Raw genomic sequence first — 21,692 nt, forward strand, 5'->3', positions numbered from 1 at the left:
TGTGGCCATGAGCTCGCGAGTCATCGAACAGGCCATAGCTGCCCGAGCTGCCGCCACAGTGTTGCGTCGGCTGCGTCGAGTCGACAAGGATGACATGCTGGCGGCCATGGCCGCTGGTGTGCGCACGAACCGTGACGACATCCTGGCTGCCAACCGCGCTGATGTCGATCGGGGCCGGGATGCCGGGATGGATGAGGCTCTTGTCGACCGTCTCACTCTCACCCCGGAACGGATTGAGGCCATGGCGGCCGGCCTGGAGGGGCTCGCCCTTCTTGACGATCCCGTCGGACAGGTCGTGCGGGGCTGGCACACCCCGTTGGGGGTCAAGGTGGAGCAGGTCCGGGTGCCGATCGGTGTCATCGGGATCATCTATGAGGCTCGTCCCAATGTCACCTCCGACGCTGCCGGAATCTGCCTCAAGTCCGGCAATGCCTGCCTGCTGCGAGGCTCCTCGTCTGCCCTGGAATCCAATCGTGCCGTCATCGCGGCGATGCGCTCCCGGTTGCCCGAGGAGATCGGCGAGGCGGTGCAACTCGTCGAGGGTGGTCACGAGGTCACTGACGAGCTCATGACGGCTCGCGGCCATGTTGACCTGCTCATTCCTCGTGGTGGGGCCGGACTCATCAACGCCGTTGTTTCCGGGGCGACGGTGCCCGTCATCCAGACCGGTACCGGCAACTGTCACCTCGTCATCGACGTCAGTGCCGACGTGGAGATGGCGATCGACATCGCCGTCAATGCCAAGACCCAGCGTCCCAGTGTGTGCAATGCCGTCGAGACGGTGTTGGTGCATCGGGGAATCGCGGAGGTCGTGGTGCCACGCCTGGTTGATGCCATGAATGAGCGGGCAGTGACGGTGCATGGCGACGAGGACGCCGTCCGGCTGGATCCGCGCATCGTGCCGGCTGGCCCCGACGAGTACGACGAGGAATACCTGTCCCTGGACCTTGCGTTGCGCATCGTCGATGACCTGGCGCAGGCCGTTGACCACATCGCCAAGCACGGTACGGGCCACTCGGAGACGATTGTCACCAGGTCGATGGCTTCGCAGGAGTTCTTCATCTCCAGTGTCGATGCTGCGGCGGTGTTGGTGAACTGTTCCAGCCGGTTCGTTGACGGTGGCCAGTTCGGATTTGGTGCTGAGATCGGCATTTCCACCCAGAAGCTCCACGCCCGGGGGCCGATGGGTTTGCAGGAGATGACGACGACGACCTACGTCCTGCGGGGAGACGGTCAGACCCGCCCGTGAGGCCGACCTTGGCTGTTCCACGGTTGTTGCGCCGTGATTGTGGGATAGGCTGAGGCGCCATGAGCATGGTTCCTCTTCTTGTGGAGTCCTCAGCCCTGGTTGGCGGTGGCGTGACACTGCTGGTGCTGTTGATCGCCCTGGGCATTGTCCGTGGCGTCGGCAAGGGTCGGCCGCATTCCTGATGCCCAGTGTTGAGTTGGGGCTGGCGCGAGTCCACAACGGACGTCGTTACCGGCTCGGGGTGATGGGTGGCACCTTTGACCCCATTCATCATGGCCACCTCGTGGCAGCTTCGGAGGTTGCGGCCAGGTTCGATCTCGACGAGGTCGTCTTCGTGCCCACGGGGGTGCCGTGGCAGAAGAAGGGACGCAAGGTCTCGCAGGCTGAGGATCGTTACCTCATGACGGTGATTGCGACGGCGTCGAATCCGTCGTTCTCGGTGTCGCGGGTCGACATCGATCGTCGGGGAGACACCTACACTGTCGATACCCTCAAGGATTTGCGTCGGGAGCGTGGCAGTGACGTTGACCTGTTCTTCATCACCGGTGCCGATGCACTGAGCCACATCTTGTCCTGGCGTGGGGCTGAGGAGCTGTTCGATCTGGCGCACTTCATCGGGGTGTCGCGTCCCGGGGTGCCGTTGGGGGCCAAGGACATTTCTCATCTGCCCGCTGAGAAGGTCACTCTTCTCGAGGTACCGGCGATGGCCATTTCCTCCACGGACTGCCGTCAGCGTGTCGGGGAGAACATGCCGATCTGGTACCTCGTGCCGGACGGCATCGTGCAGTACATCAACAAACGCGGTCTCTACCGCGACAACATCACCACGAATCCGGAGGATCATTGAGCGCCACTGACCAGGCCATCGAGCTCGCCCGTGTGGCGGCACACGCCGCCCTCGACAAGAAGGGTTTCGACATCGTTGCCCTCGACGTCTCGGAGCATCTGGCCATCACGGACATTTTCGTCATCGTCTCTGCGGCCAGTGAGCGTCAGGTCTCGGCCGTGGTCGACGCTGTTGACAAGGCCATGCACGAGAACAAGGCTCATCGTGCCCGCCGCGAGGGTGAGCGGGAGAATCGTTGGGTGCTGCTCGACTATGTCGACATCGTGGTGCATGTGCAGCACCAGGAGGAGCGTGAGCTGTACTCCTTGGAGAGGTTGTGGAAGGACTGCCCGGCTGTCGATCTGCAGATACCTGAGGAGCAGCTCGACTGGGACCAGATGTGACGACGCGGATCGTCCTGGTTCGCCACGGCGAGACGCAGTTCAATGCTGAGGGACGCCTGCAGGGGCAGTGGGACATTCCGCTGTCGGCGGTGGGGACGGCCCAGGCGCAGGCCGTTGCCCCTGTTGTTGCCGCGATGAATCCGGTGGCGATCGTGTCGTCGCCGTTGGTGCGTGCCAGGGTGACGGCCGAGACGATTGGGCGTGCCGCCGGTCTCGAGGTCGCTTTCGATGATCGGCTCAAGGAGGTCGATGTCGGTCAGTGGGCGGGCCAGACCGTGGCCGATCTGCATCGTAACGACCCCGAGTACACGAGTCTGATGGCTTCTGGTGAGGATTTTCGCCGCTCTGACGGTGAGACGACCGCTGAGGTTGCCCAGAGGGTGACGGCGGCGATCAAGGATGCCGTGGGCGAGCACACGGGGGAGACGGTGTGCCTGGTGGCCCATGGGTTTGCTCTGCGGGCTGGCGTGGTGAGGCTGCTCGGCGGTGGGTATCCGGAGTTCCTTCGGTTCGGCGGGCTGGGGAATTGCTCGTGGACTGTGCTGGACCGGATCGGGGCCGGTGAGGCTGACCGACGCGGAATGGACGATCGGTGGAGGTTGCGGACCTACAACGCCACCCTGATGTGAGGGTGTTGTCGGCGGTCTCTGGGTGGCCGAGGCGGTGTTATGGCGCGCCTGCGGGTCTGTGGCGAGGTTTGAGTTGGCGTAACCGGGTCAGGTCCGGTAGTGTTTGGCGGGTCGCCCGGACCGTCGGGTGAACGAAGGAGCCAGCCCTGACGAGGGGCTGTTTTCGGGGCATTGGCGCAGTTGGTAGCGCGCTTCCATGGCATGGAAGAGGTCAGGGGTTCGAATCCCCTATGCTCCACCAGACCCGATGTTTCGGTGTGGTGAGTGCTGCGACGAAGGATCGTGTCCAAGGCCTGACAAGGTTCCTGCGGGGCATTGGCGCAGTTGGTAGCGCGCTTCCATGGCATGGAAGAGGTCAGGGGTTCGAATCCCCTATGCTCCACCATCTAGGACGTCCACCCAGATACGACGTATCGGGGTGGACGTTTTGTTACTCCAGCGGTATTCGTGCTCGCGGGGCTTTCATGGGTCGGCCGCGTGGAGGTGCTCCTGCACGACCCGCCCGGCGGAGCTTCGGCACCCCCATTGCTTGCCGCGTGAAAACGTACTTGAAGAATCACGCCTGACGGGCTGATCTTTCAAACGTATTTGAAAATGGCTGTAGGCTGTGGGCTATGGTCGACCTCGTTGCTCGCCCACGATACGTTGACGCGCTCCAATCCACGCTCGACGAGCGCGACCTCGTGCGCGTCGTCACGGGTGTGCGGCGCTGCGGAAAGTCCACCCTGCTGACGCTCCTTGAGCGTGAGCTTCCCGCTCGATCGGTCCTGCGCATTGATCTGGAGTCCGCAGACTGGATGCACGCCCGGGATGGCGCGGCGTTTTACGATGAGGTCCGCAACCGCGCGCCGGGTGTGCGCTACGTGCATGTGGACGAGGTGCAGTACATGTCCGACTGGCCGAGGTGGGTGAACGCTGTCCGCCATTCCGGAGAAGTGGCGGTGACGGTCACGGGTTCTGATGCCTCGATGTTCAACCATCCGCTCATGCACGAGCTGTACGGACGGTATGTTGAGGTGCCCGTGCTGCCGTTCTCGCTGGGGGAGTTTCGGCAGTTGCGCGACCACACGGGAAGCACCGAGGAAAGCTATGCCGAGTGGCTGGCGTGGGGCACCCTGCCGCAGGCTGGCCGGCAGCCGGATGTGCAATCGGCCCAGGCTTACAACCAGTCGATGGCCGACCAGATTTTGCTGCGCGATGTCGTCGGTTTGAGTGGCGTGCGCAACATCGGGGGACTGCGCGCACTGGTGGAGTATCTCATGGCGAATCCCGGTGTCATGACCAACCTCAAGAACATTTCGGATGCCGTGGACCGCCTGAGCTACCCCACGGTCACAGACTATGTCCAGCGTTTGCTCGATGCTCACATGTTGTATCGCTGCGGGCACTATGACCTGGTGAGTAAGGCCCTGCTCGACGGCCCCGGGAAATACTATTTCGTGGACCCGGGTTTACGCTCGGCAATGACCGGGATCAAGCGGAAGGGTGCCGGCCGGGATCTTGAGAACATGGTCTTTCTCGAGCTCATGCGCCGCTATGGCAGTGTCGCAACGGGTACGTTCCCCAAAGGCGAGATCGACTTCGTGGTGCACCACGACGGCGAGCTCATCTGTGTCCAGGTTGCCCTGACCGCCCTCGATGAGCGCACACTGGAGCGCGAACTCTCCGCCTTCGCGGCTGCTCCGACCGGCGCCCGGTGCGTCCTGCTCACGATGGATCGCCTGCCCTTGGACACCGGCCTCATTCGCCACGTCCACGCCGCTGACTTCTTGGCTGGCGGGAGGATCTGAGCGCTTACGGTTTGCCCACCTCGCGCACCACGACCTCGTATTCGCGCTCGCCCAGGCTGAATCCGCCGACGGAGCGCCACCCGAGCTGCGCGTGGGCGGCGACAGAGGCGCGGTTCTCCAGCTCCATGAATGCGACGACAGTACGGTAACCGGCCCTCTCGGCCGCGTCGAGCACTGCTGCGACGAGGGCCCCAGGACGCCGTGGCGGCGGTACTCCTCGGCGACGACCGTCGGCCCGTACAGCACGGGCCGGGGCAGCCCGGCCTTCTCCACCACGTCGACGGCCAGGGCCGGGGGACCGGCATGTCGGTGCGTGTCGTCGGTGCGGAAGTGGTCGACGGGGTGGGTCATGGTGGCACCAGCCAGGGCGTCTCCGATCTGCGCGACGAAAGCCCTTCCTTCCTCCGCTGCGGCGGCGAGGGCGTCCGCGTCGAGGCGCCCCTGTACGAATCCGTGCTCGGAGCGCTGCTCGGGTGTCAGTGTGTCGCGCGCGTTGGCGGCGTACAGTTCGGCCACGGCCTCGACGTCGCTGCGGGCCATGGGGCGCACGGAAATGCTCTGTGATCTGGACATGGATAACTCCCAAGTGTTGATTGACAGGTTATTCCCTAGGTTCAGGCGGGCAGGAGACCGATGTCGGCGTCGTGCTCGCGAAGGTAGCGTTGGACGGCCACAGCGGCGGTGCGGCCCGCCTTGGTGGCGCCGATGGTGCTGGCCGAGGGGCCGTAGCCGACGAAGTGGATGCGGGGGTCGACGGCGCTCGTCGTGGCTCCTTGGACGTTGCCGCGTACGGGTTGGAGTGTGATCCCGCCGTGCTCATTGCGCAGGTGCAGCCTGGCGAGGTGTTCGAGGGCAGGCCGGAACCCTGTGGCCCAGAGGATTACGTCCACCGGTTCGAAGCGTCCATCGGCCCAGCGCACCCCGTCGGACTCGATGTGGTCGAACATGGGGAGGCGACGGTCATAGGCGCCCAGTTCGCGGGCCCGTTGCTCCTGCTCGCGCAGGACCAGACCCGTCACACTCACCACGCTCTGGGGTGGCAGCCCGGCGACGACGCGCTCCTCGACCTTCGTGACCGCGGCCAGGCCGTCGATCCGTTCGTCGTCGCGCCACAGCGGGGGCCGTCTCGTCACCCACACCACGTCGGTGACGGGAGCCAGCTCGCCGATGAACTGCACGGCCGAATTGCCGCCCCCGACGACGAGCACCCGTTGACCGCGCAGCGCTTGCAGTCCTGGATAGGTGGCGGTATGAAACTGACGGCCTGCGAACTCATCGATGCCCGGGTAGAAGGGCACGAACGGGCGGGTCCAGGTACCTGTGGCATTGACGAGAGTACGTGCGAACCACGTCCGATCTCCGGCGTCGACTCGCAGGAGGCCGCCGTCATCGACGACACGCTCCACCATCACCGAGTGCAGCACTGGCAGCTCGTGGCGTTGTTCGTAACCGGCGAAGTAGCGCGGAATGACGTCGTTGGCGCGGGCCGGTGAGCGGGGCGGGGCAGGATCGCCGGGCAGATCGGCCACACCGTGCACGTCGCGCATGGTCAGAGAGTCCCACCGATGCTGCCACGCCCCGCCGGGTCGGGGGTTGGCATCAAGAACGAGATGGCCGATGTCGCGTGCCGTGAGGTGGTACGACGTCGCCAGGCCGGACTGCCCGGCACCGATCACGATCGAATCAAGGACCTGCACGTCAGTGTCAACGCCGCGCTCGTCGCGAGTATTTCGTGGACCCACTGCGGGTGCCCGGCCATGACGGTTCACCGCAGCACTCCTCATGACCGATGACGCAGAGCTGCCCGGCACCTCAGGGGTGCCGGGCAGCTCAGGTGTTCAGCGGATTGGAGTATCAGTAAACGCCATCTCGGGTCTCAATCTCCTGAATCACATCCGGGAGACTCCGGTTGAAGAACTCGGTCGAGTTGGCCCATTCGCCGTCAAGGCCTCCTTGGTTACCCTCACGACCGCCATGTGCACCCACAGAGCGGAAGTTTCCGGCCTCGTGGGACCAGAACCACTCGCCGTGAGACAGCCGGGGCTTGGTGCCGTAGTTGTAATCCTTGCCCCAGCCAAGGTAGTAGAACTTCATGCCCAGCATGGTCTCAGCCTCACCGTTCTCGTCAGGCTCGAACCACTTCTTCGTGCGCTCCGTGTACGCATCCCGGTACGATGACTCAATTTGCGCATTGGTGAATTCCGGATGCTTCGTCTTGGCCATCGTCACAACGTCTTCCCAGGTGGGAGCAGCGAAGCCGATGGGGCGGATGCCCATGGCGATGAAAACGGGGCCTGATTTCGTGGAAGCCCGGTCTCTGGCCGCTTCAGGCGCCTTCAATGTGTAGGCGTTCAACCTCATCACACCGTTGCCCCCGAGATCACTCGCTCCGGGCTTTCCAGTTTTGAGGTTTCTATCGCCTAGGGGAACTTCGTTGTTCTTCTTGCTGAAGGCCATGAGGGCGCCGTAGACGTTTCTCCCGTCCTCGGTGGTCCACTCGGAGGGCACTCCGGGGAGATCGAAATCGATACGAGCATTCTTTGGATCGATCAGCTCCAAGGTGTCCCGCTTATAGGCGCGGACATACGACGAGTCCGTCCACCCGTATCGGTGGTTTGATGGACCGTTATTTTTGTTGACGGACGCAGCATCCCCCGGCTGCGCGACCTGCTTATTGCCAGCCTTCAGGCTCCAAGGCGTAACGATAGGTGCCCCGTCGATGTGGACATTTCCAGCCAGCGTCTCGTTGACCACCGGGGAGGTGTCGACGTTGAGTACAGCGAACTCGTAGGCCAAACCGAGCTTGGTGGGGTGGACATCCATGTCGCCCCACCTGAAGTTCTCGTTGCTGGCGTTGGTCATCTTCAACGCGCCCGCGCCGGCCTCTCCATTTGGCTGATCGGAGATATGCCATGAGAATTCCAGCGCAACCTTCTCGGCGTCCGGGTTGTTCTTCTTGAGATCTGCCGTGTGCCGGTTGAATAGTTCTTCAATGTCGGCGCTATAGTCAGGGGACGCAGCGAATGCTGGCACGGACGTGGCGGCGACCACGGCGGGCGCACTCCATGCTGCCGCTTTCGTCACGCTCCGGCGAGAGACCTGAGTCATGTTCTGCTCCTACAAGTGGTGGCTTCGACTGCCTTGCGCCTACTCCTGGCGTGGCTGCAGGCTACGGCAAGTGGGCGTAGGCCACTTGCGTGGACAGCGTCAATTTGCCGACGAGACTCACATAAAGTCCCCGGCGACCCGCCCCTGTCTCGCACAGAGTTTTCCCTCGTGAAACCGCTGGAGTGGCGGGAACAGGGTGCGGTATGTCATGGTCCGCACCCGGCGGAGCTATCGGCTCCTCACCACAGCTCTCAATGAGGTTCAGCCTCTCGAAACCAACGAAATGGCTGAGCCGACCTGGTGGTCGTCTCAGCCATTTTCGAAGCGAAGAGCAACTCTGCGTGAGTCGGTGCCTAAAAAGGGGCAATCAGTCAGCGATGTACATCTTCGGTTGTTTGATGGGGTCCGGGAAAGTCCAGCCGCCGCTGAAAGTGGGGGCAGGATCAATCTTCTGAATGCCACGCCTAGCGTCTTTGAGGGTGAACGTCATCTTGATGATGCGCTTGATGAGCTTGCCCTGGAGTGCACCAGTAGTGGCCGTGTAGGACACCTCAACCGGCACCGTAAACGTCAACGGGTAGGCCAAATCATCCCACGACTTGGGATCAGGGTTAGAGGACCGGGTATTGATCTCCCGGAACTCAATGGTCAGGGAGTACCGGAACCCGACGCGGTAACCGCCAGTCGAGACGTTACCGAGCGTCGCGCCACTCGTGGAAGCAACAACGTCCCCTTTGGCATCCGTGATCGTTGGGGCCGGGAGGTAGCTCTCGCCCGAGAAGTTGCGCACCTTGTAGGTAAGAATATTCGCATTCTCGGAGAGCACCGCACTACAGGCGGAGCTGGGTGCCCAACCGCCGTTGATGGCGATGCCGCCATTTTGGAGAAATCCGAACTGGATGGAGGAGGTGCCGCCATTCTCAGGCCACGCCATCATACGAGCCACCTGATGGGAGGTGGCAGTGCCGCCCGTGACCTCCTCCGGGGTGACGCCGCACTCGGCAATTTCTTCGGGGCTGGGGCCAGTGGTGGTTGAAGCTGCAAAAGCGGGTACCGTGCCGACGACCGCAGCGGTGGGCACGGCCCATAGGGCTCCGGAGGTCAGGGTACGTCGAGAAATCTGGGTGTCCATGGGCATGCCTTCCTCATGTGGGCATATTGTTCCATTGCCCACATTAACAACCAGCGTTTCACCTTGCAAATCCGCGAAGAGCTCCCATTCTTCAGGTGCCGAAACCAACGATCTGGCTGGGCCGACATGCTGCTCGGCCCAGCCAGATCGAAGCGATGAACCACTCTGCGCGAGGGTGGTGACTGAGGGTGTGATCAGTCGGGAATGTAGGTCGTGGGGTCACCGGTGGGATCCGGGAACGTCCAGCCGCCGCTGAAAGTGGGGGCAGGATCGATCTTGTGGACGCCCGCCCTGGAGTTCGGGATGGTGAACGTCATGGTGATGATGCGCTTGACGAGCTTGCCCTTGAGTGCGCCGGTAGTGGCCGTGTATGAAAGCTCAATCGGCATGTTCACGGTGAGCGGGTAGGACAAGTCCCTCCACCTCTGGTTGATCATCTCCTGGACGTTGCCGAACTGGATATTGGTGCTGTAACGGACGCCGACCAGGTAGCCGCCAGTCTGGACGTTACCCTGCGTCGCATCGCCGGTGGAGATCAACTTGCCGTTTGCATCGGTAAGTGTTGTGGGCGGCAGGTATTTCTCGCCAGTGGCGTTATGCACCTTATACGTGAGAATGTTGGACACGTTGGAAAGCGTCGCACCGCAGGCGGAGCTTGGCCTCCAACCGCTGTTGATGGCGAGATTGCCGGGGATGACGTTTCCGTTGGCGAGGCTGTAGGTGCCCCCGTCCAAGGGCCACGCGAGCATGCGGGCCACCTGATGGGAGGTGGCGGTGCCGCCCGTGACCTCCTCCGGGGTGACTCCACAGTCGCCCGCTGGTGGGGTAGAGGCTGCGGACGCAGGTGTTGTGCCGACGACCGCAGCGGTAGGCACGGCCCATAAGGCTCCGGAGGTCAGGGTACGTCGGGAAATCTGAGTGTCCATGGGATACCTTTCTCATGCACGCACTGTCGCCGCGCGTTAGGTTAGCGTCCCTACCTTCCTGATTGCAAATCGTCCGACAAAGATCGCCAACCAAGTATATCGTGCGGACTGGCTGTTGCGCAAGGAGGATGTTCCGGGTTGACAGTCGTCGTTTCGACGTCAACCGAGGTCACGATGATCCAATACAGCCTTCGCCGTTTCGATGTCGGTCACCAGATCCGTCACCAAATGACCCCGAAGGATCGCCGCCAGAGCGGGGACCTTCTCGGCTCCAAATGCACTGACGATGACATGGGTGATTGACGGTATGCGGTCAATCGGTATCGTCATCAACCCCTGACAGAAGTCCGCGTCGACGTGACGGCCCTGAGCGTCGATGTGATGTCCACAGATATGGCCGACCGCTCCCCGCGACAACAATTCGGCGTGAGCCCGTTCGGGCATCACATGGTCGAAAATCGGTGCCACCGAATTCACTCCGACGGCACCCACCCCCGTCACCAGAATGTCGGCATGGGAGGCCATCGCGATCGTCATCCCAATTGACTTCTCCGCTTTCAATGCTGCTGCCACCTGCGGATTCGACACCAACACTGGCGCAGGCATTACTCGGTACGCACAGCCAAGCCGCTCCGCCATCTGGCGACACAACTCGGGGGAGTCCAGCAGGAGATTGCCCCGAGCCGTCCCCCCAATCGCCTGGACCACCGTCGCCTCAGGATGACGTTTCGGAGCCATGGCGCGCACCACTGACGCCACCCCGCGCCCATTCGACAAGGCGATGACTGAATCCGAGTGCATATATGTCGTCACCAGATCAGCCGCCATGCGCGACACCTCGTCAGCCGCGGAATCGCCATCGGCCATCGCCGCCCGGGCACACGACAACCCGAAGGTTCGAGTCAGGTCGTCCTCCAGCTCGATTGCCCGCTCCAAGGGGTGCTGCACCGTGAAGGTGATGATTCCGCGACGGCGAGCCTCGTCGAGAAGCCGTGAGACCATCGACCGGGAATAGCCGATCTCCTTGGCTATCTCAGCCTGGGACGCCTGTTCCAGCCAGTATCGTCGTGCCACTGTCAGTAGGGTCTGGATGTGTTCGCGGTCAGTCATGGTGTGCTCACATGTGTGAAAGTTTGATGCGGATCATCTGGATATAACCGGGATTGTACGCCGTACTCGCTTGGTTCGCACTCGGCATAGATTCACAGATGTGAGTCCCCCTTCTTGCGTCGGGCTGATCTCAGCGGCTCAATGGGGTGCTGTCACACAGTCGTGAGAAAGGACTCACTCCCATGGCCATCGTCCGTACCATCAACGGCGACGTCGCCCCGCACACCCTGGGCGTCGTCAACGCCCACGATCACCTCATCCGCGTCGGAGCAGGTGAGGTCTACATCGATCCCGACCACCTGCTCGACGACGTTGACAAGGCCGCCCAGGAGGCGTCCTGGTTCGTTGAGGCTTCCAAGAAGTGGGCCGACGGCGGCACCATCATCGACATGTGCCCGGCCTCCTCCGGACGTGGAGTCCTCAAGACCCTCGACGTCGTCAAGAAGGTCCCCGGCCTGCAGGTCGTCCAGGCCACCGGCTTCCACCAGCAGAAGGTCTACCTCGAGTGGCGTCAGAGCTGGGTCAACCAATACACCATCAACCAGATCGCAGACCTGCTCATCGCCGACATCGTGGAGGGCATCGACCGTTTCGACTACATGGGTCCCATCGTCGAGCGCACTGACGTCAAGGCTGGTGTCATCAAGTGGGCCACCGCCTACGGCAAGATCACCGAGTGGGAAAAGAAGTCCGGTAAGGCGGTCGCCATCGCTTCCAAGGAGACCGGCTGCCCCATCAACACCCACGTCACCGCCGGCACCTGTGGCCCCGAGCAGGCTCGCTTCCTCGTCAACGAGGGAGTGGACCCGTCCAAGATCGCCATCGGCCACATGCAGCGCAACTGGGATCCCTGGGTCCACGAGCAGATCTGCAAGCTCGGCTGCTACGTCGAACTCGACGGCACCAACCGGATCAAGTACGTTCCCGACAACACTCGCGTCAACCTCATCAAGGTGCTCGGCGAGAAGGGTTACGGCAAGCAGATCCTCCTCGGCACCGACTCCGGTAAGGCCTCCTACCAGAAGGTCTACGGTTCGGTGTCCGGCATCGACTACGACCCGGCGGTCTTCTGCCCTCGACTGGTCGACGACGAGGGAGTCGAGCGAGCCTACGTCGACGACCTGCTGATCAACAACGCCGCCACCTTCTTCGCCTTCGAACCGCTGGCAGGGTGACGACGATGCCACGACTACAGATCGCCCTCGACACCTACGACCTGCCCTCCGCGCTGGCCCCTCTCGCCGCTGCCGCCGACGAGATCGACGTCATCGAGTGTGGCACCATCCTCATCCTGGCCGAGGGAATGGATGCGGTACGAGCCATGCGCGCCGCCCATCCCGACAAGCAGATTCTCGCCGACGTCCGAATTGCCGAGGCCGGTTCCAAGATCGCCCGCATGTGCTTCGAGGCCGGAGCGAACCTCGTCTCCTGCGTCGCCGGGGCATCGCTGGCCACCATCAACCAGGTCTGCCAGGTTGCCGCCGAGTTCGGCGGTGAGGTGCAGGTCGAACTCGCTGACGAGTGGTACGACGCCGAGCGCGCCCGACAATGGCGCGACTTGGGTGTTCAACACGTCATCGTCAAGCGGTCCCGCGACCGGGAGGCCGCCGGTGACCTGTCCTGGAAACCCGAGGACATCGGCCGCGTCGACGAACTCGCCGAGATGGGATTCACCGTCACCGTCACCGGGGGAATCACCCCCGCCGACCTGCCCGTCTTCGCCGGACACCCGGTCGGCATCGTCATCGCGGGACGATCCATCGTCGCCGCAGACGATCCCCGGGAGGCTGCCCACACCCTGCGCTGCGCCATGAATGAGGTGTGGCCGCGATGAGCGATCCGCTGTCCGATGGGGTGACCCTCGGCATCTACGAGAAAGCCCTGGTCGGCAACTCGTTGACGACCAGCGAGGATTGGCGACGATTCCTGGCGCAAGTGCCCGAGGCAGGGTTCAGTTTCGTCGACCTGTCCGTTGACGAGACCGAGGAAAGGACCGCACGGCTGGGATGGGACCAGAACCGTCGACGCATGGTGCGCCACTGCGCCGACGAGGTCGGGACCATGATCGGGGGGATCTGCCTGTCGGTACACCGGCGCATCGGCCCCGGCAGCGCTGACCCCGCCGTACGCCAAAAGGCCCGTCAGGTCATGGCCGACGGACTGCAACTGTGCCACGACCTCGGCGCCCCGGCGCTTCAGGTGGCTGGCTACTACTGCTACTACGAGCCGATGAACGATCATGCCGAGCAGTGGTACGCCGACCTCCTCCTCGACGCGATTCCGATGGCCGCCCGGTTGGGGGTCGTCATGGGAATCGAGAACGTTGACGGCACCGACGTCACCTCGATCCGCAAGGCCATGGAGTTCGTCCGCCTGGCCGACTCTCCCTACCTCCAGGTCTACCCGGACCTGGGCAACATCGCCGAGCAACAACTCGACGCCACGACCGAGCTCAAGGCCGGCCGCGGCCACATGGTCGCCATGCACGTCAAGGACGTCAGGCCAGGAGAGCCCCGTCGGGTACCGATGGGGGAGGGGACCGTCAACTGGGACGAGTCCTTCGCCATCCTTGCCGAGCAGGGCTGGCGGGGCCGCATGATGATCGAAATGTGGAATGACGACGCTCCCGATTCCAACGAACGCAGCGCGTCAGCCCGAGAGTTCATCGAACAGCGTCTCCACGGCGCTGGAATACCGGTTCGTCGCACTGCGGTCTGACCCCGAGTCGACCTCGCTACCCAAGTACCCCCATAATTTCCATTCCATTGTTCAAAGGAGAACCTTCCATGCTCGAAGAGCTCAAGGCAGACGTCTGCCGGGGCAACCTCGAACTGCCGCGTCACGGACTGGTGACGTGGACGTCGGGAAACCTGTCCGCCCGAGACCCGGAAACCGGACTGGTCGTCATCAAGCCATCCGGAATGCTCTACGACACCATGAGCCCCGATGACATGGTTGTCGTCGACCTTGATGGTCGCGTCGTCGAGGGCCATCGCGGGCCGTCCTCGGACACCGCATCCCACCTCTACGTGTATCGTCGCCGCGAGGACATCCGCAGCATCATCCACACCCATTCCACCTTCGCAACGGCATGGGCCGCGACCGGTCAGGACATCCCCTGTGCCCTGACGGCCGTCGCCGACGAGTTCGGTGGCCCGATTCCCTGTGGCGACTACGCCCAGATCGGCACCGAACAGATCGGTGAGCAGATCATGAGGTTCATCGACGAGTGCCCGGCCGTGCTACTCAAGAAGCACGGCGTGTTCACCGTGGGAACCTCCATCGAGAAGGCCGTCAAGGCCGCGGTCATGGTCGAGGACGTCGCGCGGACCCTCACCTACGCCACCATGATTGGTCAGATCTCCCCGCTTCCCCAGTCCGAGATCGACTCCAACCACGATCGGTACACCAACCGCTACGGCACCGCAGCAGCATCCCAGGGAGTGACGGCATGACCTACGACATTTCGACCATCGGTGAAGGACAGATCCGACTCACCTGCTACAAGGGGGAACGTCTGGTCAATGCACAGCAGCTACGCGCCACGGCAGCATGTTCCGAGGCCAACGTCGCCGGCTTGCTGTCCCAGCTGGGGCGTGACACCTGCTGGACCTCCGTCATGCCCGAGGGAGACCTGACCGACCGCGTTGTCAACGAGTTCCGCAGCGTCGGTGTCGACGTCTCCCACATCTGCATGAAGCCCGAGGGGCGAGTCGCACTGTACTTCATGGAACCCGGCGAATACCCCATGCCCGCCCGGGTGCTCTACGACCGTGAGCACACCCCCTTCCGCGACGTCACCATTGACGATCTCGACTGGGAAGCCATGCTCGACACCAAGCTCGTCTTCGTGACCGGCATCACCGCCGCCCTCACCGATAACACCGCGGCAGTGGTGCGTCATTTCGTCGACGAGGCCGATCGCCGCGGCATCGCCGTCGCCCTCGACGTCAACTACCGGTCCCTGTTGTGGGCACCGGAACGAGCCCGCGAAGTCCTCGAACCCATCGCTCGGATCGCCAGCATCGTCTTCTGTTCAGTGCGTGATGGCCAGGCCGTCTTCGGGATCGAATCGACGGGCGAGCAGGCATGTCACGAGCTGCGCGACCTTTTCGGGGCACCCACCGTCGTGTCCACCGACCAGATCAACGGTGTGTACCTGTCCGACGCCGAGCACGGCGACCACACCTTCGCAGTGACCCAGGTCCCCGTCGTCGACCGCCCCGGTGCCGGTGACTCCTTCGTCGCCGGAACCCTGCACGGCTACCTCGCAGGTGACGTCATTCAGGGAATCCACTACGGGCAGCGCACCTCAGCCTATGCCCTGACCCACTACGGCGACCTGACCCGCGTGAGCCCCAACGAGCTCAACATTCCTTCCAACACAGACATTCTGCGCTGATCGTGATCGCGGCGCAGACAGGAGACACACTCACATGTCCACATCGACTACTGCCAGGCAATCAGCCCTGGACCTCATTGACTCGCGTCCGCTGACGCGCAATCAGAAGAACCTCGTCGCCCTCGCCATCGTCGGCAACATCGCCGAGTTCTTCGACATCTTCCTCATCGGCTTCGTCGTTTCCGTCCTCACCAAACCCTGGCACCTCACCGGCTCCGAAGCTGGCATCATTCTCGCCTGCTCAGGCCTGGGCACCGTCATCGGCGCCATCATGTGGGGCCGCCTGGCCGACAAGATCGGACGCCGGTCCTCCTTCTTCTGGTGCGTCCTCATGTTCGTGGTATTCACCGTCGTGTCGGTGTTCACCCCCGACCGAGGATGGATCATGCTCGCCGTGTTGCGTATCGGGGTGGGCATTGGTGTCGGAGGGCTCAACATCACCTCGATTCCCTACGTCCAGGAATTCGTGCCCGCCAAACAGCGGGGCCTCCTGGCTGGCCTGGCCTCGGTGTTCATTCCGCTTGGTCTGTTCCTGGGATCCTTGGCCCAGCAGGTCCTCGGTGACAATTGGCGCGGCCTCATCGCGCTGGGAGCTTTGCCTGTCTTCCTGCTGCTGTGGCTGAAGTTCGTGCCGGAGTCGCCGCGTTTCCTGCAAAGTCATGGTCGAGAAGAGGAAGCCCGCGAGGCGCTGGCATGGGCCCTCGAGATGCCCGCCGACCAGATCGGCGACCTTCCCGTCGTCGAGCATGTCGAGCACGCCTCCTACTCGCTCATCTTCGGTAAGTACCGCAAGAGCCTCCTCATCGTCACCCTGGGCTCCTTCTGCTTCATTCTCGGTTCCTTCACCATCCAGTCGTGGGGCCAGACCCTGCTCAAGACCGGATTCGACAAGTCTGACTCCCAGGTCGGAACCCTGTTCATGTTCGTCTCCTTGGCCGACCTGCTCGGACGTTTGCTGTCCGCATGGCTTGCTGACCGGATTGGCCGCCGGGTGACCATGCTGGTCTTTGGTGTCGTCGGCGCCGTCGGTTCCCTCATCATCGCTTTGTCGGCTCAGCAGGGTTGGGGATGGCAGGCCTTCTTCATCGGCGTCCTCATTGCCATGGCCTTCGGTGACGGTGCCTTCGGCATCCTCAACGCCTTCGGCTCCGAGCAGTTCCCCAACGAGGCTCGTTCCACCGGTCTGGGACTCGGCTATGGCATCGGCGCCACCGCCAAGGTCATCGGCCCGGCTCTCATGGGTCTCATGGTCGGTGGCACTGCCGTCAAGCAGAACGTCACCCTCGACGCCGTCTTCCCCGCCTTCATCCTGTTCTCAGTGTTGCTGGTCGTGGGTGGTGTGATCTACATGTTCGCCCGTGAAACCCGCGGAACATCACTCGACGAGATCTGATCGTCGCGTCGTCGATTCGTGGCCCCGGTAGTACTACCGGGGCCACGTTTGCGTCCGCCCGAAGACGGGTGCTTCAGAGTCGGGAAGTCCGCTTGGGGCGTGCACAAATGGCCATACCATCTGGCATGTTGTTCAGATGCGCGGCCCAGGTGCGCAGTGCGGGGAATCACGTCCCAGGGCACCCTAAGATGAACGTCATGAGCACTTCTGACGTCACTCGCCGCGCCTCCAAGATCTCCGTCGTCGGGGCCGGTTCGGTTGGTTCCTCCCTGGCCTACGCCTGCCTCATCCGCGGATCGGCCGACCTTGTTGCCCTTTACGACATCGCCAAGGACAAGGTTGAGGCCGAGGTGGCAGACCTCGCCCACGGCACCCAGTTCACCCCCGCCTCGGTGATGGGGGGTGCAGATGTCCACGACACCGCCAATTCGGACGTCGTGTTCATCACTGCTGGAGCTCGCCAGAAGCCGGGCCAGACCCGTCTGGACCTCGCCGGGATCAACGCCAACATCCTGCGCTCCCTCATGCCGCAGTTGGTCGAGCAGTCCCCGAATGCCCTGTTCGTGCTCGTCACCAACCCCTGCGACGTGCTGACCGTCGTCGCCCAGCAGGCCACTGGGCTGCCGGCGAATCGCGTTTTCTCCACCGGCACGATGCTGGACACCTCGCGCCTGCGTTGGCTCATCCGACAGTGGGCCAACGTCGAACAGCGTCACGTCCACGCCACCATCGTCGGTGAGCACGGCGACTCGGAGTTCCCGCTGTGGTCGAGCGCCAACATCTCGGGTGTGCCGATCCGCGAGTGGACCGTCGGCGGTGAGCACGTCTTCACCGATGAGGTGCTGGCTGACCTGGCCCACGAGGCCGCCTTCGCTGCCTACAAGATCATCGAGGGCAAGGGGGCGACGAACTACGCCATCGGTCTGACGGGGGCACGTCTGGCCGAGTCGTTGCTGCGACCGGGACGTTCCGTGCTGCCGCTGTCCAGCGTCATCGAGGACGTCCACGGTGTGTCCGGTGTGGCTTTGTCGATGCCTTGCATCGTCTCGCGTGACGGCATCGAGGGGGTCGTTCCCGTCGCCATGAGCGCGGAGGAGGTTGCCTCCCTCAAGGCATCTGCTGACCGCTTGCGAGACACTTTGTCATCCATCTCCTGACTAGCTGAACATTTGTGCTGACGACCTCCTAGGCTAGGGGGTATGTCAGTTCCTTTTCAGTACGCGCAGGACAGTGACGGAGAGTTTCTCAAGATCGCGGCTCGTGGTCAGGAGGTATTGGCCAACCCCCTGACCAACCGCGGCACGGCCTTCACTCTCGAGGAGCGCAAGGTCCTTGGTCTGACGGGTCTGCTGCCGTCGGGGGTCATGACGATCACCGACCAGCTCAAGCGGGTTTACGCTCAGTACTCGGCACAGCCCGACGACCTGGCGAAGTACCTCTATCTCAACCACATGCACGACCGCAATGAGGTGCTGTACTTCCGCCTCATCGCCGAGCACATTGAGGAGATGCTGCCCATCGTCTACACCCCGACGATCGGTAAGGCCATCGAGGAATACAGCCACTGGTACGACCGGCCGCGCGGTATCTACCTGTCCATCGACGACCCGGAGGACATGGAGCAGGCCCTGGGGCAGTTGGGACACGGGCCTGATGACGTCGACCTCATCGTGGCCACCGATGCAGAGGGCATCCTCGGTATCGGTGACCAAGGTGTCGGTGGCGTCGCGATCACCGTCGGAAAGCTGGCGGTCTACACCGCAGCCGCCGGAATCCATCCTCACCGCGTCCTGCCAGTCGTCCTCGACGTCGGCACTGACAACATGGAACGTCTCAATGACGACGGTTATCTCGGTGTGCGCCACCCGCGAGTACGCGGCGAGCGCTACGACGACTTCATCCAGCAGTACGTCGAGACCGCCCACCGGATGTTCCCGCACGCCCTGTTGCACTGGGAGGACTTCGCGGCCGGTAACGCCACCCGCATCCTCAACAAGTACCGGGACGACTACTGCACCTTCAACGACGACATCCAGGGGACCGCAGCCGTGGTCGTCGCCGCAGTGTTGAGTGCTGTCAAGACGTCCGGTACTCCGCTCAGCGAGCACCGCATCGTCATCCACGGCGCTGGTTCGGCTGGCACCGGTATCGCCAACCTTCTGGTGCAGCTCATGGTCAGCCAGGGCATGGACGAGGAGACAGCGCGGTCCCACTTCTGGGCATTGGGGTCTCGCGGCCTGCTGCGCGAGGGCCTGCGTCTGCGTGATTTCCAGCAGCCCTTCGCACGGAGCAAGGAAGAACTGGACAGGTGGACCATTGACACCCCCGACCAGTACACGCTGCGCGACGTGGTGCGCAATGTCCACCCGACGATCCTCATCGGCTGCTCGGCCCAGGCTGGTGCCTTCACCGACGAGATCGTCACGACGATGGCGGCTCACTGCGAACGTCCGGTGATCATGCCGCTGTCGAACCCGACCCGTAAGGCAGAGGCCCTACCGTCCGACGTTCTCACGTGGACAGACGGACGCGCCCTGGTGGCCACCGGATCGCCCTTCGACCCGGTTACGGTCAACGGTGTCACCTACGAGATTGCCCAGGCCAACAACGCCCTGGTCTTCCCGGGAATCGGCCTGGGAGCGATCGCTGTGCAGGCATCTCGCGTCACCAACGGCATGATCGCAGCAGCTGCCGAAGCTGTGGCGATGCACGTCGACAGCCGCGTGATGGGGGCCTCCCTGCTGCCATCCATCAAGACCCTGCGGCCGCTGTCGGCATCGGTGGCCATCGCTGTTGCCCAGCAGGCGATGGAGGAGGGTGTGGCGACCGAGACCACGGACAACCCGGTCGAGAAGGTGTTCTCGGCGATGTGGCAGGCCCATTACCCGCGTATCGAGGTCGTCTGACGGCGTTGTGTCTCGACGAGGAATTGTGCGGCGAGGCGCCCGGTGTCATGCCGGGCCCCTCGCCTTTGCCCGATCAGTGCTGCACGCCGCGGATCATGCCTTGATGCGGATCAGCCCTTGATCGTCAGCGCGGAAATGGGATTGACCAGTCCGCCTTGATGAGTGAGCATGACTGTGGAGTCAGTGCGCGGGCAGTCAATGGTGATCGTGCCGTGGACCTCGTGGTCTGGGGAGACGGTGTCGCCGAGGGTCCCCGTGGTCCGCGAGTCCCCACCGTGGACGCTCGTCGACTCGTTTTCCATGACGTAGAAGTCGTAGCCGGTCAGGGATCCCTTGGTGACCTCGATGGTCACTGTGAGAGTGACACTTCCAGGCCCCCACTCGACGTCGTCGATCGACCACGTTCCCTGGGTGGCGTTGTCATCGTCAGTGAACGGCACTGAGGAGGCCGCCGCGGTGACCGATGCCGGGATCGGTGTCGCAGTGGTCGACGATGACGACGCCGTCACCGGAGTTGGTGTGGGGGTCGGGGAGGCAACAGGCTCTCTGGTGACCCGACGGGCGACCATGACGAGGGCAATGATGACTGCCACCGCGATGATGGCGGCAATCCAGCCGCCATGGCGTTTCGGCGGCTGATACTGGCTGATGTCAGGCGGTTGGCTCATGGTGGCCCCCACTGTACGTCGTCGCCACGTGCGGGTGTTGTCCACAGGGCCGGATCGGGGCGAGATGATCGGCGCCGGAGTTGTCCACAGATCCGAAATTGGTTGGCGGATTTCATGGGGTCGTGACGACAACTGTAAGTATGACAACACTGCATTCATCCACCACTGGTGATCGTGATCCGCTGACCGTCAGGACCGTCGACGATGCGATCACCCTGGCCCCCTATCTGCTGGGCTTCCACCCCAGCGACAGCTTGCTACTCATCGTCGCTGACGATGGCGCAACCTGCCAGGGGTTCGTCGCCCGGGTTGACCTCGACGACGTGGCATCGCCCCTCGGCATGGAGGCCTTCGCGTCTCGAATCGTCACGCTGGCAGGACACGGACGCACGGTCATCCTTGCCTTCACCGAGGATCAAGACCGGGGCATGGCCGTTCTGGCATCAGCCACCCAGGCGATGGCGGGCGTCAACATTGGTGAGGCCGCTTGGACCGACGGCCACTGCTGGCGCAGCCTCTACTGCAACGAACCACACTGTGCGCAGAATCACCCGTACACGCCCGCTCCGCAGATTGCTGCCGAGGCGGTGTATCGGGGGCTCACCGTCTTGCCGAGCCGCACCAACCTCGTTGATCAACTGTCGGGGCCCGGACGCACATGCGACCCCGACACCCGTGGACTCCTCACCAATGCGCGACGACGACTCTCGCGCCGCAGTGACGCCGTCGTCGCCGCCAGATGCCGTGCCCTCGTGACGTCCGGTTCGCCGATCGACCACGCCGTCGTCGCTGAGATGGCCGTCGCTGTCCAGCGCCCAGAGGTGGCACGCACCGTGTGGATGGCCATGGAACGCACGTCCGCGTCGAGATGGCTGACGATCTGGAGCCAAGCCGTCGGGATGATCCCTGACCGTATGGCCCCGGCCCCCTTGGCTCTCTGTGGGCTGGCCGGGTGGCTCAGCGGCGACGGGGCGGTGGCGTCAGTGTGTGCCAGCCGATGCCAGTTCATGACCGGGGCTGCAGACCTGCCCCAGGCCCTCACGGTCATCGTCGACTCCTTCGTGCCGCCCAATCTGTGGGAGATCATGGATCACGACCCCACAGTGATCGCCCACCCACTCCCGGAGGAGCAGGTGGGCGCATGAGTCA

Annotated in this window: 24 protein-coding genes, 2 tRNA genes and 1 pseudogene; 20 read left to right on the plus strand and 7 right to left on the minus strand. The window is 63.3% G+C overall.

All coding sequences use genetic code 11. The features are described 5' to 3' along the window. Nucleotide 1 precedes the first annotated feature (1 nt). From O6R08_RS03810 to O6R08_RS03845, 8 genes are all read left to right on the plus strand, one after another. Nucleotides 2-1,249 carry a glutamate-5-semialdehyde dehydrogenase gene (locus O6R08_RS03810; RefSeq protein WP_271418807.1) on the plus strand — a complete coding sequence of 416 codons (1,248 nt, stop codon included), beginning with the start codon at nt 2-4 and terminating at the stop codon, nt 1,247-1,249. 59 nt (nt 1,250-1,308) lie between these two features. Further along, entirely contained in the window at nt 1,309-1,431 is a 123-nt protein-coding gene (locus tag O6R08_RS03815) for a hypothetical protein (RefSeq protein ID WP_271418808.1), read from the plus strand. Next, the gene (gene nadD, locus O6R08_RS03820; RefSeq protein ID WP_271418809.1) at nt 1,431-2,096 is read left to right on the plus strand and encodes a nicotinate-nucleotide adenylyltransferase; all 666 of its coding nucleotides are present in this window, start codon (nt 1,431-1,433) and stop codon (nt 2,094-2,096) included. Before O6R08_RS03815 ends, nadD begins: the two co-directional genes overlap by 1 nt. Beyond that, entirely contained in the window at nt 2,093-2,479 is a 387-nt protein-coding gene (rsfS, locus tag O6R08_RS03825; RefSeq protein WP_271418810.1) for a ribosome silencing factor, read from the plus strand. Before nadD ends, rsfS begins: the two co-directional genes overlap by 4 nt. Further along, nucleotides 2,476-3,108, plus strand: coding sequence for a histidine phosphatase family protein (locus O6R08_RS03830; RefSeq protein ID WP_271418811.1), 633 nt, complete (start codon nt 2,476-2,478; stop codon nt 3,106-3,108). Before rsfS ends, O6R08_RS03830 begins: the two co-directional genes overlap by 4 nt. A gap of 165 nt (nt 3,109-3,273) precedes the next feature. After that, nucleotides 3,274-3,349: transfer RNA gene (locus O6R08_RS03835), tRNA-Ala, on the plus strand. Nucleotides 3,350-3,417: 68 nt separating this feature from the next. Further along, nucleotides 3,418-3,493, plus strand: a tRNA-Ala gene (locus O6R08_RS03840). Between the two features lie 229 nt (nt 3,494-3,722). Beyond that, the gene (locus tag O6R08_RS03845; protein ID WP_271418812.1) at nt 3,723-4,898 is read left to right on the plus strand and encodes an ATP-binding protein; all 1,176 of its coding nucleotides are present in this window, start codon (nt 3,723-3,725) and stop codon (nt 4,896-4,898) included. Between the two features lie 4 nt (nt 4,899-4,902). Here O6R08_RS03845 and O6R08_RS03850 read toward each other — a convergent pair whose 3' ends face one another. After that, nucleotides 4,903-5,025 carry a hypothetical protein gene (locus O6R08_RS03850; RefSeq protein ID WP_271418813.1) on the minus strand — a complete coding sequence of 41 codons (123 nt, stop codon included), beginning with the start codon at nt 5,023-5,025 and terminating at the stop codon, nt 4,903-4,905. A gap of 176 nt (nt 5,026-5,201) precedes the next feature. Here O6R08_RS03850 and O6R08_RS03855 point away from each other — a divergent pair, with 176 nt between their 5' ends. After that, complete coding sequence (locus O6R08_RS03855) at nt 5,202-5,462, plus strand: hypothetical protein (RefSeq protein WP_271418814.1); 261 nt, start codon at nt 5,202-5,204, stop codon at nt 5,460-5,462. Between the two features lie 50 nt (nt 5,463-5,512). Here O6R08_RS03855 and O6R08_RS03860 read toward each other — a convergent pair whose 3' ends face one another. Next, nucleotides 5,513-6,574 (minus strand): NAD(P)-binding domain-containing protein, encoded by a 1,062-nt coding sequence (locus tag O6R08_RS03860; protein WP_271419225.1) that lies wholly within the window; start codon nt 6,572-6,574, stop codon nt 5,513-5,515. On the opposite strand from O6R08_RS03860, the gene O6R08_RS03865 reads away from it, so the two are divergent. Continuing rightward, on the plus strand, nt 6,464-6,691 hold the full coding sequence (locus O6R08_RS03865; protein ID WP_271419410.1) for a hypothetical protein: 228 nt from the start codon (nt 6,464-6,466) through the stop codon (nt 6,689-6,691). The genes O6R08_RS03860 and O6R08_RS03865 overlap by 111 nt on opposite strands. 61 nt (nt 6,692-6,752) lie before the next feature. Here the strand turns inward: O6R08_RS03865 and O6R08_RS03870 are convergent, their stop codons facing one another. The 4 genes from O6R08_RS03870 to O6R08_RS03885 form a co-directional block, all read right to left on the minus strand. Then, nucleotides 6,753-7,949 (minus strand): hypothetical protein, encoded by a 1,197-nt coding sequence (locus O6R08_RS03870; protein WP_271418815.1) that lies wholly within the window; start codon nt 7,947-7,949, stop codon nt 6,753-6,755. A 424-nt stretch (nt 7,950-8,373) separates the two neighbouring features. Continuing rightward, on the minus strand, nt 8,374-9,144 hold the full coding sequence (locus O6R08_RS03875; protein ID WP_271418816.1) for a hypothetical protein: 771 nt from the start codon (nt 9,142-9,144) through the stop codon (nt 8,374-8,376). A gap of 188 nt (nt 9,145-9,332) precedes the next feature. Next, nucleotides 9,333-10,064 carry a hypothetical protein gene (locus O6R08_RS03880; RefSeq protein ID WP_271418817.1) on the minus strand — a complete coding sequence of 244 codons (732 nt, stop codon included), beginning with the start codon at nt 10,062-10,064 and terminating at the stop codon, nt 9,333-9,335. A 159-nt stretch (nt 10,065-10,223) separates the two neighbouring features. Further along, nucleotides 10,224-11,174, minus strand: coding sequence for a sugar-binding transcriptional regulator (locus O6R08_RS03885; RefSeq protein ID WP_271418818.1), 951 nt, complete (start codon nt 11,172-11,174; stop codon nt 10,224-10,226). A 182-nt stretch (nt 11,175-11,356) separates the two neighbouring features. Here O6R08_RS03885 and O6R08_RS03890 point away from each other — a divergent pair, with 182 nt between their 5' ends. The 8 genes from O6R08_RS03890 to O6R08_RS03925 all read left to right on the plus strand — a co-directional run bounded on the left by O6R08_RS03890 (nt 11,357) and on the right by O6R08_RS03925 (nt 19,875). Further along, nucleotides 11,357-12,349 (plus strand): phosphotriesterase family protein, encoded by a 993-nt coding sequence (locus O6R08_RS03890; RefSeq protein WP_271418819.1) that lies wholly within the window; start codon nt 11,357-11,359, stop codon nt 12,347-12,349. A 5-nt stretch (nt 12,350-12,354) separates the two neighbouring features. Continuing rightward, the gene (locus O6R08_RS03895) at nt 12,355-13,008 is read left to right on the plus strand and encodes an orotidine 5'-phosphate decarboxylase / HUMPS family protein (protein WP_271418820.1); all 654 of its coding nucleotides are present in this window, start codon (nt 12,355-12,357) and stop codon (nt 13,006-13,008) included. Continuing rightward, nucleotides 13,005-13,892 carry an L-ribulose-5-phosphate 3-epimerase gene (locus tag O6R08_RS03900; RefSeq protein ID WP_271418821.1) on the plus strand — a complete coding sequence of 296 codons (888 nt, stop codon included), beginning with the start codon at nt 13,005-13,007 and terminating at the stop codon, nt 13,890-13,892. Before O6R08_RS03895 ends, O6R08_RS03900 begins: the two co-directional genes overlap by 4 nt. 68 nt (nt 13,893-13,960) lie before the next feature. After that, nucleotides 13,961-14,629 carry an L-ribulose-5-phosphate 4-epimerase gene (locus tag O6R08_RS03905; RefSeq protein ID WP_271418822.1) on the plus strand — a complete coding sequence of 223 codons (669 nt, stop codon included), beginning with the start codon at nt 13,961-13,963 and terminating at the stop codon, nt 14,627-14,629. Further along, complete coding sequence (locus O6R08_RS03910; RefSeq protein ID WP_271418823.1) at nt 14,626-15,576, plus strand: sugar kinase; 951 nt, start codon at nt 14,626-14,628, stop codon at nt 15,574-15,576. The genes O6R08_RS03905 and O6R08_RS03910 overlap by 4 nt, the downstream gene beginning before the upstream one ends. A gap of 34 nt (nt 15,577-15,610) precedes the next feature. Then, on the plus strand, nt 15,611-16,969 hold the full coding sequence (locus O6R08_RS03915) for an MFS transporter (RefSeq protein WP_271418824.1): 1,359 nt from the start codon (nt 15,611-15,613) through the stop codon (nt 16,967-16,969). A gap of 188 nt (nt 16,970-17,157) precedes the next feature. Continuing rightward, nucleotides 17,158-18,126, plus strand: a complete 969-nt coding sequence (locus tag O6R08_RS03920) for an L-lactate dehydrogenase (RefSeq protein WP_271418825.1) — start codon at nt 17,158-17,160, stop codon at nt 18,124-18,126. Between the two features lie 42 nt (nt 18,127-18,168). Further along, nucleotides 18,169-19,875, plus strand: coding sequence for an NAD-dependent malic enzyme (locus O6R08_RS03925; protein ID WP_271418826.1), 1,707 nt, complete (start codon nt 18,169-18,171; stop codon nt 19,873-19,875). Between the two features lie 110 nt (nt 19,876-19,985). Here the strand turns inward: O6R08_RS03925 and O6R08_RS03930 are convergent, their stop codons facing one another. Then, entirely contained in the window at nt 19,986-20,228 is a 243-nt protein-coding gene (locus O6R08_RS03930; protein WP_271418827.1) for a hypothetical protein, read from the minus strand. On the opposite strand from O6R08_RS03930, the pseudogene O6R08_RS03935 reads away from it, so the two are divergent. Both O6R08_RS03935 and O6R08_RS03940 read left to right on the plus strand, forming a co-directional pair. Continuing rightward, a pseudogene (locus O6R08_RS03935) lies at nt 20,221-20,511 on the plus strand (hypothetical protein); the annotation flags it as partial. The gene O6R08_RS03930 and the pseudogene O6R08_RS03935 overlap by 8 nt on opposite strands. 172 nt (nt 20,512-20,683) lie before the next feature. Continuing rightward, nucleotides 20,684-21,688: a DUF4192 domain-containing protein gene (locus O6R08_RS03940; RefSeq protein ID WP_271418828.1), complete on the plus strand. Its 1,005-nt coding sequence runs from the start codon at nt 20,684-20,686 to the stop codon at nt 21,686-21,688. Nucleotides 21,689-21,692: the final 4 nt, after the last annotated feature.

This window comes from Cutibacterium equinum (assembly GCF_028021195.1).
In the GTDB taxonomy this organism is placed as follows: domain Bacteria; phylum Actinomycetota; class Actinomycetes; order Propionibacteriales; family Propionibacteriaceae; genus Cutibacterium; species Cutibacterium equinum.